The organism is Pontibacillus salicampi (genome assembly GCF_042434395.1).
In the GTDB taxonomy this organism is placed as follows: Bacteria; Bacillota; Bacilli; order Bacillales; family BH030062; genus Pontibacillus; species Pontibacillus salicampi.
The window spans coordinates 52,975-69,332 of the sequence record NZ_JBHLTP010000009.1 but is presented as its reverse complement, the minus strand read 5'-3'; the positions used below and the strand labels follow the sequence as shown (position 1 = coordinate 69,332).

Here is a 16,358-nt window from a genome sequence, read left to right as displayed (position 1 = left end):
ATTATAGCAAAGTAAAGCTTTCACTGCGATTATTCTTTTGTTTCATTTTGTTTATTTTTTGGTTCTTGCTCTGTTAGATACAACCTTATCTTCGCCCCTTGCTCTACCTTCGCTCCCGCTTTAGGAGACTGATCGACAATATAAGCCCCAGAGCCACTCGTTTCAATAGAAAGGTTAACCATGTATTCTTCCAGATCTTTCTTTTCCAATCCAATTAAATCAGGTACTTCCACCATTGGATTGTCCGGCCACTGTACCTTCTTTTCTATTCCATCTTTACGAGGCTTCACATCAAGAGCTCTTAAACTGTCCTCCATAATGTTTCCGACAATGGGAGCAGCCACAACTCCGCCGAACTGAACTGTATTCTTAGGGTTATCGATGGCTAGATACACTACCAATTCCGGGTCATCTGCAGGTGCAAATCCAATAAAGGAAACAATATGGTTATCGGTCATGTAACGTCCATCTGGTCCTACCTTTTGAGCAGTACCTGTTTTTCCTCCAACACGGTAGCCTTCCACATACGCGCCTCTTCCGGTTCCTTGAGCAACAACACTTTCCAGGGCATGACGAACCTCTTTACTCGTCTCCTCCGAAATGACTCTTTCCTTTAGCTGAGGCTCATTTTGGTCCACCACTTCACCTGTGGCAGGATCGACCCACTCTTTTGCGATGTATGGCTCATACAAGTAGCCTCCATTTACTGCCGCCGCAACGGCTGCTACCTGTTGAATGGGAGTAACCGAAACCCCCTGTCCAAAGGCCGTAGTAGCCAATTCAACAGGTCCTACATTCTCCTCCTTGAACAGAATTCCCGTCCCTTCTCCCTGTAAATCTATTCCCGTTTTTTGTCCAAACCCAAAGTCTTTAATATAGGAAAATAGCTTTTCCTTTCCTAGCTTTTCGCCAAGATTTACAAACCCAGGGTTACAAGAATTCTGTACGACCTCTAAATAGGATTGGCTGCCATGGCCGCCACGTTTCCAGCACCGTAATGTTGCTCCATCAACTTTGATAGAGCCGCTATCATGAAAGTGATCATCCTCCAAATCAACCAAATCTTCCTCTAGAGCACTGGCCAGCGTAATGATCTTGAAGGTAGATCCTGGCTCATAAGTACTCCAAACTGGTAAATTTCGATTATACACTTCCTGTGGAACAGTTTGGTAGTTTTCAGGATGAAACGTAGGGCGGCTTGACATGGCTACAATTTCTCCTGTATCAGGGTCCATAGCAATAGCTATCGCGCCATCAGGATTGTATTTGGCTTCAGCATTATCTAATTCCCTCTCAATAATCGTTTGAACCTTATCATCTACTGTTAATTTCAAATCATATCCGTCTTGTGGGGGTGTGTACACATCCGCTATCTTCGGCATACGTCTCCCTTTAGCATCAGAAAAGAATGATAAATGTCCCTTCTCTCCACTAAGCTGTTCGTCATAATAAAGTTCGAGACCCATTAAGCCTTGATTGTCAATACCACTAAACCCAAGTACATGGGATAAATATTCCCCTTTTGGATAATGCCGTTTAGAGTCCTCGGCAATATATACTCCTTCTAACTGAAGATTTCGCACTTCAGTCGCAATGTCCTCGGTAATTTTTCTACCTTCGGGATGTATTCGTTCAATAGATATTTGCTTCGTTACATGCTGAAGAGCCTTCTCGTAGTCCATATTTAATACATCAGACAGCTTTTTTGCAGTCTCTTCTGGATTCTCAATTTGTCTTGGTACAACCATAACGGTAGGGGCCGAAACATTCTCGGCAAGCACCTCTCCGTTTCGATCCAATATGTCTCCACGCTCTGGCTCGAACGGAATATCTCTGCTCCATGAATCCTTTGCCTTATCCATCAGCTGATCCCCAATGACAAATTGCACATACCCTAATCGAATGTCTATCACGGCAAAAACGAGAATAGCCAAAAGAAAAACAGTGACTAATCGCTTTCTTAACGTTACATTGGATACTCGTTTCATGGTACATCTCCTTTTTGTCCATGCTATGCTTGTATCCATCCTATGTTTCGTTAGATTCGATTAGAACACTGCCTCTTTATTCTGTATCCTGTTCATTCTTATTATCGGATGTGTCTGATTGCTGCATCGATCGTTCATTTTGCTCTGCCTGCTCAGTGGCCTCGGCTGGTGTTTCGTTTGGTGTTTTTAACTCCACTACCACATAGCCGCCTTTTTTCACCTTCGAACCCGGTGAAATGCTTTGTTTATACACATAGCCATTGCCTACCTGCTCCATATTCAAGTCGAGCACAGAGCTAAACTTTAATGCATCCCGCAATGACCACCCTCGCATATCTGGCATTGTAACGGTGTCACTTGTAAGGAGGAACACTTTCTCGTTTTGCAAAATCTCTGTCCCTGCCTGTGGAATCATATTCTGAACACTATCCCCTTCTCCAAGCACAATAGGCTCTGCACCTTTATCCTTTAATGCCTTCTTAGCTTTTGAAACAGAAGCACCTACATGATTGTCCATTTGCTCAGCATTCACTTCAATCTGTTCTTTTTCCTGGTCAGGTTGAATGTTCATATATCGCAGTCCGTTCTCCATCACAGTATTAAAAACTTTCGCAACAGGCTCAGAACCCTTCTCAGTAGGCTTTAAGTTCGGCTGTTTAACACTCACATACATTACAAGCTCTGGGTCTTCTTTAGGAGCCATGCCAAGGAAAGAAAAGATATAATTATCCTTACCGGTCATGTATCCCCCACCGTTAGGGTTCGGAATTTGAGCAGTACCGGTCTTCCCTGCTACAGAGTAACCTTCCAGCTCATAATCATGCCCAGTTCCATTCTCATCGGTAATGACTTTACCGAGCAGTTCTCTTACTTGTTTAGCTGTAGAAGCGTCAATCGGTTCTCCTACTACGTTTGGTTCCTTCTCTTCAAGGACCTTCCCATCAGCCTGGTTCATAATTTGAGAAATGACATAGGGCTGCATCATTTTGCCATCATTCGCTACAGCAGTAGCAGCCTTTAACATTTGGATGGCTGTAACTGTAGATCCTTGCCCAAAGGAGGTGGTTACTTTCTCCACTGGTTTGTCATATACCATTTTCCCACTATTTTCCCCAGGTAAATCAATGCCGGTTTCCTGATCCAAGTGGAAATCCTGATAATATTCAAGGAAACGATCAGGACCTAACTCTTCCCACAATAGTTTCATAGCAGCTACGTTGGAGGACCGAATAATACCTTCATCAAACGAGATAGACCCCCAGCCTTCACCGTTGTTGTGGTCGTTAATAGCTTTATAATCTTCTGTTACTTGGTAACTACCAGACTTGAATGATTTATCTCCATCGTACACTCCAGCATCCATTGCTGCGGCAGTGGTAAATATTTTCATGGTAGAGCCTGGTTCAATCGGATTAGAGACGACATTGTTATACCAGTTCTCAATGCTAGAACGCTCATTCGGGTTAAAGCTCGGACGGTTACCAAGCGCTAATACTTCACCTGTCTTTGGATCCATTACTGCAGCCATCATCTGTTCCGGGTTATACTCTTCCTCCACCTGAGCCATGGCATCCTCTAGTAACGTTTGAATCTTCTGGTCTATCGTTAATTGCACATTCGCTCCATCTTTCGGCTCGTTAATAACCGATTCTGGACCTAATAGCTTCTCACCATACTTGTCTCGTTGATAAGCAATGCTGCCATTCTTCTCTTGCAGATACTTATCCATTTGTTTCTCAATTCCCATTATACCCGTAATAGAATTTGAGTTTTCTTTATTTTGCGCAAACCCTAGCACGTGGGAGGCGAACGTCCCATTAGGGTAATAACGCTTCGCTTTTTGATCAAATTTAATACCAGCAAGCTCGAGTGCTTCTATTTCTTCCTTCTTATCCTGAGATAACTGCTGACCTGCATCTCCAAACTCAACTTGGAATATTGGATTGCCTTCTTCATTCTTTTCTTTATTCAGTCTATTAAGTATAGCTTGCTTATCCATATCAATAATGGTCGCAAGCTGCTCTGCGGTCTTTTCTTTATTTTTTACATGCAGCGTTTCTTCTGAATCCTTTGAATAGGCTGGATCGATAATGGCATACATATTATACGTTGGTCGATCATATGCTAATGTCATTCCATTTCGGTCCACAATTTTCCCTCTTTCCGCGTCAATCGGATAAGAGCTAGTTCGCTTCTTTTCAGCCCATTTTTCTAGATTGACCCCTTCTATTTGCCCTGTTGCTTGAATGTAAAAAAATCGGCCAAACAAAACGACAAACAGGATGGTAAATAGCATCATATACAACTTAGCTATACGGTGGGTCGTACGATTTTTCTTCATACGCCTTAATACTCCTTATCAGTTAGCTGCCACTGACAGAGCCAGCAGATTTAACCTTCGACTTTCTAATTTCTAAGCCATTATCCTTCGCTATCTGCAGAATACGCTCTGGTTTGCTTAGTTCTTTCTTTTCGAATTTTAAGTTTTCGATTTGAACTTGCTGCTTGTCAATCTTGCTTTCAAGATGCTGCACATCTCTGTTCATGCCATCTGTCGTAGAGGCAAAAGAAACGACATAAATACTCGCAGCAACAGCAACAGCAGATACCATAGAATACATAAATTTTTCCCCAGTAGAGATCCATTTTTGTTTTTGTACCTGGACCTTTACTTTTTCCTGTTGTTTCGTATGTTGCGGTTGTTGCTCGTGCAACTTTCTCGCATTTTCAGCACTCATCCTCTATTTTCCCCTTTCATCCGTTCGGAACATATCTTTCCACGGGCGTATTTTTTGGACAACTCTTAATTTCGCAGAGCGAGCTCTACGGTTATCGTCTAATTCGTTTTCAGCTGGTGTAATGGGTTTACGGTTGATAAGCTCGAATGGTGGTTTTTGTTCATCTGGAATAATTGGGATCTCTTTTGGTATAGGTGGGTTGCTGCTCCATTTTTTGAATGCTTGTTTACACAAGCGATCCTCTAGGGAATGGAAGGTAATCACTGCAATCCGTCCATCCATTGCAATTACCTCTGCCGCTTGATGTAATGCATCCTCAAATGCACCTAATTCATCATTTACCGCGATACGAATAGCTTGAAAAATACGTTTAGCTGGGTGTCCGCCTTTCCTTCTTGCGGGTGCAGGAATGGCTTCTTTTATAATATCTACCAGCTGCCCTGTTGTTTCAATGGGTGCTTTCTCTCTTTGTTTTTCAATCGTTCTAGCAATTTGCTTGGAGAATTTCTCTTCTCCGTATTTAAAGAAAGTTCGTACTAAAGCATTAAAATCCCATTCGTTTACAACCTCATAAGCGCTTAGCGGCTGTGATTGATCCATTCTCATATCAAGCCTCGCGTCCTGATGATAACTAAACCCTCTTTCATCTTCGTCCAATTGAGGAGAAGATACGCCAAGGTCGAATACAATCCCATCTACTTCCTGAATCCCCAAACGAAGCAGTTCTTCTTTCATGCCACGAAAGTTAGTATGAACAAACGTAATGTTGTCAGCATACGAAGCTAAGCGTTCTTTCGCGTGGTTCAGTGCGGTTAAATCCTGGTCAAAGGCAATCAGTCTTCCATTCTCATTAAGTTGTTTAACGATTTCCTCAGAGTGACCTCCACCACCAAGAGTACAATCTACATAAATACCATTCGGGTCTATATTTAGTGCAGTGACGGTTTCCTGCTTTAATACTGTAATATGTTCAAACATGATTTCACCCTTTTGTGTTGTTAAGTCATTGCTGTCACTTCTATAATTCCTGTTTTATCTGTCTAGCTATGATTGTGTGTAGCTAATCAATTAGCTTCCCCTAAATATCAAAATCCATCATGTTCTCTGCAATCTCAGCGAAAGAACCCTCGGACTCCTCGAAGTATGTATCCCAAAGTCCCTTAGCCCAGAATTCTACGCGATTAGAGACGCCGATGACGACACATTCTTTATCTAATTCAGCATACGTTCTAAGTGGTGATGGGAGGTTTATTCTACCCTGTTTATCCACTTCACATTCTACTGCTCCAGAGAAGAAGAATCGGGTGAAGGCACGGGCATCCTTTTTCGTTAACGGCAGCTGCTTTAGCTTTTCCTCCAGCAGCTTCCATTCAGATAGAGGGTAAGCGAAGATACACTTGTCCAGACCTCGGGTAATAACAAATGTCTCCCCGAGCCCTTCACGGAACTTCGCAGGGACTATAATACGTCCCTTTGTGTCTATATTATGTTGGTATTCCCCCATGAACATATAGACTCCCCACTTTCTGACTCTAGGGTACCACATTCCTCCACTTTCCTCCACCTAAACTTAAATATTCTTCCACCACACAAAAAATCCTGCTTTCTTAAGCAGGATTTTTAAACTTTTTCAACTATTTAGTTTTATAACTTCATTGGGAAACTTTTTTGTTAAATGTAAATAATGTGGTGGGATGAATTCCAATCATACTGCACACGAGTTAGTTGTGCTGGTAAATCCACCCCATAGTAATTCAGCCATGGTAAGACATTCCAAATACGCTCTTGCAGACCACCTTCAGGACGGAGCATAAGATCAATATCATCAAATATGTCTAACTCCCGGCTGTTTTTTTCCTCCAACGCTTTTTCAATCTTTTCCTGCAGGAATTCTACATCCCGGAATAAATGGAATAAGTTCTTCTCCGCTACTTGACCTAGATCATCACGTATTTCTTCTGCCTTTGCCTTGAGAGGGCGATGGGCTCTCTCAATAGAACGCTTCACTTCGTCTGATAATTGTTCAATTGGTGGATAGCTTTGCATGGAAATCCATTTCGTTTTCTCTTCCGTCACTCCATTATTAACTGCTGATGAAGGATCGATAAGATGGCGCTCCAGCCACTTCTGACTTTTCCGGTCAACGAGAGAAATAGATAATCTCGGCACTACTGGAGGCATAGTAATCCCCATCGCTTCAAAAGCAGGGCGCAGAACAGACCAATACCCTATTTCTCCGGGACCCCCAATAAAGGCTAGTGTCGGTAAAAGTAAGTCCTGCATTATGGGACGAGTCACCACATTGTTACTCAAAAGGTGTGGTGATTCTTCTGCAATTTGGAGTAACTCTTCCTTCGTTAAGCTACACTCCCCATTTTTCCCCACAAATAAACCATCCTCCTGGCGAACAAGCAGGACACGAGTATCGTGATATGTGTAAAATAAATGCCCATCGTTTAGATCTACATCTAAATTAACGGAATAACCTTGTTGAAATGTACGCTGCAGTTCTTTGGCAACACCTTCACTTATGATGGGCTGCTGATGAATCATTTGCTTAAAGTAATCCGACTCCAGTGACCGCAATTCGGGGTGATGTGCATCTAACAATACAAGCCCCTCCTCATCAAAGAACGTCGAAAGGATTCGAGCAAAGAAATCTACAAACGTAGTTGATTGTTCCAGCTCCTTCGTCAGCATGTCATGAATAGCCACTGTTTGATCGGTTTCTCCCATTTGAGTGAACAGACGATCAAGCCACGTCCGGACAGCTCCGTGGTCCATTTCCATTTGAGACACCGATACTTTATTTATTTGCTTCTGCAGCACCCTGAATTTTTTCATCCTTGGAGAATAAGGCATATAAACATGATTAATTTCATCATAATCATGATCCTCTCCTGCCATCCAAAAAACAGGGATGATGGAAACTCCTAATTCAGCCTCTTGCTCCCTGGCAAGAACGAGGGTGGATACGATCTTATGAATCGTATATAAAGGGCCTGTTAAAAGGCCGGCTTGTTGGCCTGAGACAACGACGGCACTCTCCGGCTCCCTCAAACGTTCGATGTTTTTTAATGTAGTGTCATGTGCACCCCAACTTTTGTTCACTGTTAATAAATGCTGCACAAGGGCTTCACGCTGATACGGCCTCTCAGAGATATCATGAAGCCGGTCACGATAAGCACCAGTTTGGAAGGGATTATAATCAAATTTATTTAATACATCTCGTGTTTGATTTCGGTAATTTGTTATTAGTTCACTTTGCTTCGTAAGATCTATAGGCTGGATCCGCATGGGCGACCTTCTCCTTTATTCGTTAATCTGTCTATGTATCCATTTGTGTATTGTATCGAAAAGAATGTAATATTTCATCCATTAAGGCTTATAAGGAGAGTATTCGGTCCATAAGACCATAAATAGTAAGTCCAATGTAACTAAATCCAAATAATAAAAAATTGAATCTCCAGAACCCTTTCCACACCTTGCGAAAATGAACCTCCTCTTGATATTTCCATTGCAAAATAACAAACATACTTAATAAAAGAATAAGTAATATGAAAATATACCATAAGAACGATTGATTGAAGATGACCAATAATGTTACATGTACAGCTAAAATATATATAAGCGTCATGACATTAACCGTAAAATGCAAGGAATGCTTCTTATTGCGTGTCGTCTTTCGTACCAAGAGATATAAAACAGCAGTCATCGGTATTGGCAGCGTAATAAAAACAGCTGCGATATAAGCCAGCACATTACCCACGGGCATCCTCCTCTTGATATTCCATAGCTAACACTCCGTTATACACAAACGTTGTGAAGGGAATCGTCTCTTTCTCTGTCTTTGTTTCCATTACAAATCCTGAAATAGAGTCTATCTCTGTTTTTCGACCCTCTTCTATATCCTTCCTCATGGAAGACTGGTTTGCTCCAGTCTTTTCTGCTATTTCCTGTACTCTACTCCACATCTGTTCAAACGGGAGATCGAGTACTCTAGTGGTTTCTTCACATATAGATTTAGCTAATGACTGTAAATAAGGGTTTGTCATAAGCGCCCCATTCCGTACACCAAATATTGCAGTAAGTGGGTTAATACACGCATTGATTACAAGCTTTTCTGCTAGCATACGATACCAATCCGGCATAGTATGTACAGGAAATGCATCATCATTCAGGCACTGCTGTATATGCTCCAGCTGATCGTCTGTTACCGTAACTGCAGCAAGCTTCATCACGCCTTTTCCAGTTTGAACTACACTTCTATCTCCATGCTTTAGGACTCCATGTTCCATAACTCCGACCATAATAGGACACGACAATTGTTCAAAATATTTCACATGTCCCATCCCATTTTGCAAAAACAAAAGAGAAGGCTTTCCTGGCAGGTGCTTCAGAATAGGAATTAGTGCATTCATACTCGTTTGTTTCGTACATATTATCAAGAGCTCCTCCTCTTTTAAGCTCGAAATCATCAATACGTTTGGTTCATTTCCTGGGGAGCTTTCATTTAAACGCAGCCCCTTCCTCAATTCATCTAGCTGGCTCTTTCTTCTCACATAAAGAGTAACTTCATGACCTTGTTTTAAAAGAGAAGCAGCACAAAATAACCCTATTGCCCCTCCACCAATAATTCCTATCTTCATAATTTCACCTCTCATGGCAAAAATCCTTCTATCTGCTTATTTTATCAAAAACTTTTTTTGGGAGAAGAAAAAAATTATGATAACCAAAATACAATGCAATATTCATTTCATTCTGAAAATTTTTATATTATAATAAGAATAGAAATAGAATGTTTCAAGGGGGATAAGACTATGATGTTGGAACCAGTATCTGTTGAAAGATTAGTAATCAACTTCAAAACACTGGAAGAATTCAAACAGTTTAAAAACTATGGAAATCAGGAGCTTTCCATGCTAGAGGATTTACAAGGGAACATCATTGAAAATGACAGCGTTTCACCATTTTTCGGAATTTATTATGGAAGCGCTTTAGTCGCTCGGATGAGTTTATACCGGGTGGATGCTAAATACGACCAATATTTTGATCCTCCACAGGATTATTTAGAATTATGGAAGCTAGAGGTGTTACCCGGTTATCGGGACAAAGGATTCGGAAAGAAATTGGTAGACTTCGCCAAGCAATACGAGCTGCCAATTAAGACTAGTCCACTTATTAACTCTCAAGGCTTTTGGGAAAAGATGGGCTTTCATAAGGCTAAATATGATATGGAAAGAGACCTTGGCTCTAACCCGCTTATCTGGACTCCTGAGGGTGTTACTGAAAAGGAAACTAGCGCGTTTGGTAATACACAGACACTGTAACAAAGTTTGTAAGCGCCACCAACACATATAAAATAAAAAAGAAGGCTGATCTAATGGATCAGCCTTCTTTTTTTTGAGTGGCATAAACCCACTCCCATACTTTACCAATTTCTTCCCAAGCTTGCGTATAGCGCCTCAATTGTTCTTTTAATGTATCATTTTCGTGCTGCAGCTGCTGCAGTTTTTCCTCTTGCGTCTTAGGAGGGTTGACGGTGTATGTTTGTTTCATATTTTCCAAGAACGAAATAGCGTCATCAATAGAGAAGCTCTCCCCTTCACGACCCGTTGGATCAGGTACAATTCCTGAATCAGGAATGCTCTGTTTCCCCTGCGCTTTCCTTTCCTGCTTCGCCATTTGGATCCCCTTCTGGTATTGTTTACGTACTGTAGCATTCCATCTGAACCCACAGGCAGCTGAGGTTCTTGATAGGCGTTTTGCCACTTCCTCAAACGCTTCTAACTGCGTCTTCCCCATTCGGATATAACGTAATACCGTTTCGGCTAGCAAGACATCTTCATCATCGGTCCAAGCATCTTGTCTGGTAGCGTTCATTCTATCCCTCCTATCACATTTAATAAAAATGTATGCACATGCTAGGAGAGATAGACTAGGTCAACTATTTTTTTCTGACAAAAAAGAATCCACTACTTCTTTGTGCAAGGCGTTCCCCCAAATAGTAGAACAACGGCGAACCTCTTCATCCATGTCCGCAGATAACGAGATGGGAAATTCAAATCGAATATACTGCTGCTTAAATTCCTTAAGTTGTTCTACTGATTTAGAAATAAACGGCTCTAATAAGCGCTTCATTTCTTCCTTTATATCAGAAGGGTCAAAAACATCCTGCATCCAGCCAATACTTACACATTTGGTAGCAGAATAGGCTTCTGACTCCACTAGCATCTGATATGCGATAAGAGACGGAAGACGACGATAGAGCAGGCTTCCGCCACCAAAACCCGCTGTTATGCCTAATTGCCCCTGAATGAACCCATAAGAGCCATCCGGGCTACCATAACGAAAATCACACGCTGTAGCTAATTCACATCCGCCGCCAAGTGCACTCCCATTAAGAACTGCTAAAGTGGGTACCGGGAAGCGAGCTAAATCATATAATACTTCCTTCATGCTATATAAGGCTTTAAATGCTTCATTGTCGGACATATCCCAATGGAAGTCGTTTAAGTCTCCCCCGCTGCAAAACGCTTCTGTACCATTCCCTGTCAGCACCAAACATTTAATGTCTGCTTCTCTTGCCTGTTGTAAGGCTTCCTTCAATTCCTCTGTCATCTGAAAAGATATGGCATTCCGAGCCTCTACGCGGTTTAATGAAATAAGGGCGTACCCCTCATCCGCAATATGATATTCTATCGTCTCAAACATACTGCACATTCTCCTTTATTATCGTAACTTCTTTTATCTATAGTATAACATGGTACTTGGGGACAATTGGAAAGGAAGCATCAAAATATATTTACAAATATGGTCTTGAATAACCCAATCCCTCACTCTTCACCATCAGAAGATTAGATAACATTGCTCCAATAGGCGCTTCACTGGTGTATCCAACTAACAGAGTAATATAAAAGAAGACGCCCTTATTAGGACGTCTTCTCTCTCGGCTTTATTGTTCAACCACTTGTTTTCCATTGTACTGTCCGCAAGATTTGCAAACATGGTGTGGTTTAGTGTATTCACCGCAGTTCTGGCACTCAACCATGCCTGGTACGTGTAGCTTTTTATGCGTACGACGTTGATTCTTCACCTTTTTAGACGTTCTTCTTTTTGGTACTGCCATGTCTTACACCTCCTTCATACACGATCCAGAGTTCTATGTGATGGATCTCTTACTAGTTTTCTTCTTTAAAGTATTGTTGAAGCTTTGCAAGGCGTGGGTCTATTTTTTCATCCTGTTTTTCTTCGGTGACTAGCTGCCAGCCTTGCCCTTCTGCAGGCGCTTGATCCAGAGCATTTTCATCTTCTGAGAAAACTTGCAAAGGAACTTCCAATATTACATTTTCCTTGATATAAGGCGTTAAGTCAAGGATTTCTCCAGGAATTTCGTGAATCTCTTCCTCCCCTTCCTGATGGTAAGGAGATAAGGAGAACACTTCTGCCGCTTCAAAGGAAAATGGATACTCAACATCTACCAGCGTACGGGCACAAGGCAGTGTCATCGTACCAGTGACAGTAAACGTTATCGTTATTTCGTCACCTCTACCGACGGCATAGCCTTTCACATGTACAGGAAGGATGTTGCGAATATCGTTATTCATTTGCTCTAACTCTGAAATATCCACATTCTGTTCATCAAATTGCAGCGGCTCCGCATCCGAAGCAGCCTTTAATCTTTGCAATGTAAATTTCATATAATCACCTCAAGGCAACAAAAGTTATTTTATAAGGAAACAGTCATTTTGTCAACATTTTTTCTTTACAGAGGAAGGAGGATTCTCTTAGTTTATCCCAAAGGAAAAGAAGTAGTTGATTTCTACCATCAATACCTATATTTTAAAGGCAAGGATGTATAGTTCTCAATGCAATTGGGGCAAAAAGAGAATAGACTACTTAACCTAGTTTGGATAGTAAGTATAAAGGAGTTTGTATATGAAAGCAAGCGGATTAATTGTAGAATACAATCCATTCCATTATGGTCACCTCTATCATTATCAAATGAGCAAAGAAGCTTCTAATGCGGATGTTACCATTGCTGTAATGAGCGGTAATTTCCTGCAGCGGGGAGAGCCTGCCATTATGGATAAATGGCATCGGGCGCAATTAGCCCTTCTTTCCGGAATCGACATTGTTGTTGAATTGCCTTATGTGTTTGCAGTGCAAAATAGTGACTTATTTGCAAAAGGTGCAGTTCTTACTCTTGATGCATTACAGGTGGACTCTATTTGCTTCGGAAGTGAGCAGGGATCTATCAGTCCTTTCATTGATGCATATTATAAACAAAAACAGCAGCACCATAAATATAATCACACATTGCAAGCCTATTTACAACAAGGGTATTCCTATCCCGAAGCAAGTAAAATGGCCTATGCGAGCATCGGCCTAACGACTGGTAAGATTGACTTATCGAAACCAAATAATATTCTAGGTTTCAGCTATGTTAAAAGTATTTTAGAACACGACTTATCCATAACACCACTCACGATTCAACGGAAGCAAGCTAACTACCATGATGAAGAGATCGAACATACCATTGCAAGTGCAACAAGCATCCGCAAAGCTATTTTTAACACCAATTCCCTAGAGGATAAAGTGCAGCATTCCTTACCAGACACAGCTGTTGAACAATTAAAGCGTTATAAAAACACGACTGGGGTATGGCATGAATGGGAAAGTTATTTCCCTCTCCTTCAATACATTGTTACGGTTCAATCTCCATCTGAATTAAGGTCCATTCATGGTATGGAGGAAGGATTAGAACATCGATTACAACAAACTGTACTGGAGGCGACATCCTTTACAGAATGGATGCATATGCTTAAAACAAAGCGTTATACCTGGACCAGACTGCAGCGTGTGATTACCCATTTGTTCACTAATACGAAAAAAGACGATGTTGAGCTTTTATCTGATTTAGATACCATTCCTTATGTACGATTGTTAGGTATGACAAAAGCTGGCCGTGATTATATCCATCACATAAAAAAGGATACCGATACTCCACTGCTTACAAAGCTGCATAAGATGGATCACCCTTTCCTTACCATTGAGGAGAAAGCGATGGATAGCTATTACACTATCTTAACCCCTCCTATAAAAAAACAAGTAAGAAAAAGAGAATTCCATCCTCCACTTTTACCAGATTTAGAATTATAGTATGATTTGTATGGTATAGATGTATGAGAACGTTTACTTCATGAAACTTTTAAAGGTGGCCCTACGTCTATTATCATGTAAGTACAATGTATAGGGGGAGACGCAAGGTGAAAAGTATTCTCCGATGGTTGATTGTTACAGCGCTTAGTTTTGTGCTAGTCATTGGAGCCTTTGCTTTCAAATTCTCCGACACTTTGTTTCAAGAAGGGAATCCTCTGCCTATCATGAAGGGGATTATCCAAATTCAACTTGGTGAAGCAATGTATGTACCAATCGATAAAGATGAAAATCGATTTATTGCTCCTTATAAACCGAAAGAAGAGCAAACATTTACAGAAGCGAAGCAGTTCATGGGAAGCAAAGGATGGGCATTTGAGAGGCAATCAGGTAGAGATTTAATATTTAGTAAGGAAGACCAGGATACGATCGTAGTGAAAACCGTGATGTACACATCTGATTATTATATCTTTGATGTGAAAGCTTGAAAGTCTGCAGAGAATAACTAATCATAGCAAAAGCGGATCAGCCTAGTGTGCTGGTCCGCTTATTTGTGTAGGTATTACTCTGGCGCTTGCACACCTTCTAAATAGTGTAAAGCATCATCAAATGTATCAACAGGAACCACTTTCATATCGGTTCCAATTTCTTCTGCTGTTTGCTTAGCTACTTGGTAATTTGAGCCTTGCTCCCCGCCTTCATTTGGGGCAAAGAAAATGTCAACACCGTCTTTATCCGCTGCGACGACCTTCTGATCAATACCACCAATACGACCTACTTCTCCTTCATAGGAAATGGAGCCTGTTCCTGCCAGTTGATACCCTTTCGTTATGTCCTGCTCTGTAAGCTGATCATATATTTCTAATGAGAACATTAGCCCTGCACTTGGACCGCCAATTTCCCCACTGCTGAAATTAACAGGTGGCTCAACTACTACGTCCCGATCGGTTACAAGGGTAATCCCTATTATTGCTCTATCCTCATCAGGATGTTTTACCATTTCAATGGTTTTAGTTTGCTTTTCCTGTTTTCTTTCGAATGTTACCTCCACTTCATCTCCGACCTCTTTTGATTTCACATAATCCAACAAATCCTCAGACTTTTTAATGGGCTGGTTATCTACCTTGATAATCCTGTCACCTATTTTCAGTACGTCAGAGGCCTGTACATCGTCCATAACGCTCATAACATATACGCCCTTGTACTCAATGTTCAATTCTTTTTCTGCGGCTTTATAAGCTACAACAGTGGCTGCCTCCTGGGAGGATTCCATCAACTGTAATTGTGCATGCATGTATTCATTATTGCTTACCCCTTCTGGATATATTTCCTCTTTCTTATACACTTCATGAAAGGGTCTGATTTTTGCTAATGCATATTGAATAGCAGTTGCTGGTCCGCCCCTTACAGTCACAAGGTGCATATCCCCTTCACTCTCAAACCCATCATCTACTGCTACAATCGGGTTAAGAGCGTCCGCTGACCCTGGTTGGTACACATAATAAGGCAATCGATAAAACGATAGAAAAAATACAAGTATTAGAACGATTGCTCCAAAAAGATAATAGCGCTTATTTTGATTCATCGTTGTTCTCCTTCCAATTATCCAAACACAATCTTATATCTCCTAGGTGCGCTTTAGCTTCGAGCTCTCCTTCTCGAATGATGACCTCCATATTCGTATAAGCTCTCGAACTATATTGTGCCACACTAGGGCGCAGCATTATGTCTGCATCTAGCTTTACCCTCTTAATAAATTCATGCTGCATAATATCTATACTTTGGATGATGACGTCATAAATAGAAGTTACATCATTACTAGCATCGAAGTGGGCACAGTCTACTGCAATAACAATATCCGCCCCCATCCCTCTAACTACGGAAACAGGGACACGATCAATTACACCACCATCGATTAATAAACGATTTCCTACCTTCTCCGGTACGAAAATACCCGGTATGGATATGCTAGCTCTGACTGCATCAGCAACACTGCCACTGGTAAATATAACCTTCTCTCCATTGTATAAATCCGTTGCAATAATAGAGAGAGGGGTGTCCAAGTCTTCAATATTCTTACGGTAGGTAAACAGGCTTACAAACTCCTTCACCCTGTTGCCTTGGATAAATCCCATCTTAGGAACAGTAAAATCCACATAAAATTTCCGTTTGAACGTTTTGGCTAATTTGTACATATGCTCAATATCCTGTCCTGAACAATAAAACGAGCCAACCAGAGCTCCGATACTGCTCCCAGCTACCATATCTATGGGAATGTTTGCCTCCTGAAGAGTTTTTAAAACCCCTAAGTGGGCTAGCCCCCTCGCACCACCAGAACCTAACGCTAAACCTACCTTTGGCCTGGACACCAGCAGCCTCTCCTTTCCACGCGCGTCTTTTATTATTTTATGGCATAAATAGCACAACTATGAGCGTATAGTGGTAGAGAAACGCTTGTACATAACAACATGTT

The 16,358-nt window shown here is 41.3% G+C and carries 17 protein-coding genes; 3 read left to right on the top strand and 14 right to left on the bottom strand.

What is annotated here, in order from left to right; genetic code table 11:
• Window positions 1–29: 29 nt before the first annotated feature.
• From ACFFGV_RS10695 to ACFFGV_RS10660, 8 genes are all read right to left on the bottom strand, one after another.
• The gene (locus tag ACFFGV_RS10695; protein ID WP_377347599.1) at window positions 30–1,988 is read right to left on the bottom strand and encodes a stage V sporulation protein D; all 1,959 of its coding nucleotides are present in this window, start codon (window positions 1,986–1,988) and stop codon (window positions 30–32) included.
• Between the two features lie 76 nt (window positions 1,989–2,064).
• Window positions 2,065–4,329 carry a penicillin-binding protein gene (locus ACFFGV_RS10690; protein WP_377347597.1) on the bottom strand — a complete coding sequence of 755 codons (2,265 nt, stop codon included), beginning with the start codon at window positions 4,327–4,329 and terminating at the stop codon, window positions 2,065–2,067.
• A gap of 22 nt (window positions 4,330–4,351) precedes the next feature.
• The gene (gene ftsL / locus ACFFGV_RS10685; protein ID WP_377347595.1) at window positions 4,352–4,726 is read right to left on the bottom strand and encodes a cell division protein FtsL; all 375 of its coding nucleotides are present in this window, start codon (window positions 4,724–4,726) and stop codon (window positions 4,352–4,354) included.
• A gap of 3 nt (window positions 4,727–4,729) precedes the next feature.
• Entirely contained in the window at window positions 4,730–5,704 is a 975-nt protein-coding gene (rsmH, locus tag ACFFGV_RS10680; protein ID WP_377347593.1) for a 16S rRNA (cytosine(1402)-N(4))-methyltransferase RsmH, read from the bottom strand.
• A 100-nt stretch (window positions 5,705–5,804) separates the two neighbouring features.
• Window positions 5,805–6,236, bottom strand: coding sequence for a division/cell wall cluster transcriptional repressor MraZ (gene mraZ, locus ACFFGV_RS10675; RefSeq protein ID WP_377347934.1), 432 nt, complete (start codon window positions 6,234–6,236; stop codon window positions 5,805–5,807).
• 161 nt (window positions 6,237–6,397) lie between these two features.
• Entirely contained in the window at window positions 6,398–8,023 is a 1,626-nt protein-coding gene (gene bshC / locus ACFFGV_RS10670) for a bacillithiol biosynthesis cysteine-adding enzyme BshC (protein WP_377347591.1), read from the bottom strand.
• A gap of 88 nt (window positions 8,024–8,111) precedes the next feature.
• On the bottom strand, window positions 8,112–8,495 hold the full coding sequence (locus tag ACFFGV_RS10665) for a DUF3397 domain-containing protein (RefSeq protein WP_377347589.1): 384 nt from the start codon (window positions 8,493–8,495) through the stop codon (window positions 8,112–8,114).
• Window positions 8,488–9,375, bottom strand: a complete 888-nt coding sequence (locus tag ACFFGV_RS10660; RefSeq protein WP_377347587.1) for a 2-dehydropantoate 2-reductase — start codon at window positions 9,373–9,375, stop codon at window positions 8,488–8,490. The genes ACFFGV_RS10665 and ACFFGV_RS10660 overlap by 8 nt, the downstream gene beginning before the upstream one ends.
• A 174-nt stretch (window positions 9,376–9,549) precedes the next feature.
• Between ACFFGV_RS10660 and ACFFGV_RS10655 the strand changes: the two genes are divergently transcribed.
• A complete protein-coding gene (locus ACFFGV_RS10655) occupies window positions 9,550–10,056 on the top strand; it encodes an N-acetyltransferase (protein ID WP_377347932.1) in 507 nt (168 codons plus the stop codon).
• Between the two features lie 58 nt (window positions 10,057–10,114).
• Here ACFFGV_RS10655 and ACFFGV_RS10650 read toward each other — a convergent pair whose 3' ends face one another.
• The 4 genes from ACFFGV_RS10650 to ACFFGV_RS10635 all read right to left on the bottom strand — a co-directional run bounded on the left by ACFFGV_RS10650 (window position 10,115) and on the right by ACFFGV_RS10635 (window position 12,426).
• A complete protein-coding gene (locus ACFFGV_RS10650; RefSeq protein WP_377347585.1) occupies window positions 10,115–10,609 on the bottom strand; it encodes an RsfA family transcriptional regulator in 495 nt (164 codons plus the stop codon).
• A 60-nt stretch (window positions 10,610–10,669) separates the two neighbouring features.
• Window positions 10,670–11,440 carry an enoyl-CoA hydratase/isomerase family protein gene (locus ACFFGV_RS10645; RefSeq protein ID WP_377347583.1) on the bottom strand — a complete coding sequence of 257 codons (771 nt, stop codon included), beginning with the start codon at window positions 11,438–11,440 and terminating at the stop codon, window positions 10,670–10,672.
• 241 nt (window positions 11,441–11,681) lie between these two features.
• A complete protein-coding gene (rpmF, locus tag ACFFGV_RS10640; RefSeq protein ID WP_027448180.1) occupies window positions 11,682–11,855 on the bottom strand; it encodes a 50S ribosomal protein L32 in 174 nt (57 codons plus the stop codon).
• Window positions 11,856–11,907: 52 nt separating this feature from the next.
• Window positions 11,908–12,426, bottom strand: coding sequence for a YceD family protein (locus ACFFGV_RS10635; RefSeq protein ID WP_377347580.1), 519 nt, complete (start codon window positions 12,424–12,426; stop codon window positions 11,908–11,910).
• Window positions 12,427–12,664: 238 nt separating this feature from the next.
• Between ACFFGV_RS10635 and ACFFGV_RS10630 the strand changes: the two genes are divergently transcribed.
• Complete coding sequence (locus ACFFGV_RS10630; RefSeq protein ID WP_377347577.1) at window positions 12,665–13,888, top strand: nucleotidyltransferase; 1,224 nt, start codon at window positions 12,665–12,667, stop codon at window positions 13,886–13,888.
• A gap of 107 nt (window positions 13,889–13,995) precedes the next feature.
• Complete coding sequence (locus ACFFGV_RS10625) at window positions 13,996–14,373, top strand: hypothetical protein (RefSeq protein WP_377347575.1); 378 nt, start codon at window positions 13,996–13,998, stop codon at window positions 14,371–14,373.
• Window positions 14,374–14,447: 74 nt separating this feature from the next.
• Here ACFFGV_RS10625 and ACFFGV_RS10620 read toward each other — a convergent pair whose 3' ends face one another.
• A complete protein-coding gene (locus ACFFGV_RS10620; protein ID WP_377347573.1) occupies window positions 14,448–15,470 on the bottom strand; it encodes a SepM family pheromone-processing serine protease in 1,023 nt (340 codons plus the stop codon).
• Window positions 15,457–16,254 carry a patatin-like phospholipase family protein gene (locus ACFFGV_RS10615; RefSeq protein WP_377347571.1) on the bottom strand — a complete coding sequence of 266 codons (798 nt, stop codon included), beginning with the start codon at window positions 16,252–16,254 and terminating at the stop codon, window positions 15,457–15,459. The genes ACFFGV_RS10620 and ACFFGV_RS10615 overlap by 14 nt, the downstream gene beginning before the upstream one ends.
• Window positions 16,255–16,358 lie beyond the last annotated feature (104 nt).

Bases quoted from the DNA above. Each gene is read 5' to 3' on its own strand.
- ACFFGV_RS10620 (WP_377347573.1), bottom strand. From the start codon at position 15,470: ATGAATCAAAATAAGCGCTATTATCTTTTTGGAGCAATCGTTCTAATA.
- rpmF (WP_027448180.1), bottom strand. From the start codon at position 11,855: ATGGCAGTACCAAAAAGAAGAACGTCTAAAAAGGTGAAGAATCAACGT.
- ACFFGV_RS10695 (WP_377347599.1), bottom strand. From the start codon at position 1,988: ATGAAACGAGTATCCAATGTAACGTTAAGAAAGCGATTAGTCACTGTT.
- ACFFGV_RS10635 (WP_377347580.1), bottom strand. From the start codon at position 12,426: ATGAAATTTACATTGCAAAGATTAAAGGCTGCTTCGGATGCGGAGCCG.
- ACFFGV_RS10655 (WP_377347932.1), top strand. From the start codon at position 9,550: ATGTTGGAACCAGTATCTGTTGAAAGATTAGTAATCAACTTCAAAACA.
- ACFFGV_RS10660 (WP_377347587.1), bottom strand. From the start codon at position 9,375: ATGAAGATAGGAATTATTGGTGGAGGGGCAATAGGGTTATTTTGTGCT.
- bshC (WP_377347591.1), bottom strand. From the start codon at position 8,023: ATGCGGATCCAGCCTATAGATCTTACGAAGCAAAGTGAACTAATAACA.
- ACFFGV_RS10630 (WP_377347577.1), top strand. From the start codon at position 12,665: ATGAAAGCAAGCGGATTAATTGTAGAATACAATCCATTCCATTATGGT.
- rsmH (WP_377347593.1), bottom strand. From the start codon at position 5,704: ATGTTTGAACATATTACAGTATTAAAGCAGGAAACCGTCACTGCACTA.
- ACFFGV_RS10645 (WP_377347583.1), bottom strand. From the start codon at position 11,440: ATGTTTGAGACGATAGAATATCATATTGCGGATGAGGGGTACGCCCTT.
- ACFFGV_RS10650 (WP_377347585.1), bottom strand. From the start codon at position 10,609: ATGAACGCTACCAGACAAGATGCTTGGACCGATGATGAAGATGTCTTG.
- mraZ (WP_377347934.1), bottom strand. From the start codon at position 6,236: ATGTTCATGGGGGAATACCAACATAATATAGACACAAAGGGACGTATT.
- ftsL (WP_377347595.1), bottom strand. From the start codon at position 4,726: ATGAGTGCTGAAAATGCGAGAAAGTTGCACGAGCAACAACCGCAACAT.
- ACFFGV_RS10690 (WP_377347597.1), bottom strand. From the start codon at position 4,329: ATGAAGAAAAATCGTACGACCCACCGTATAGCTAAGTTGTATATGATG.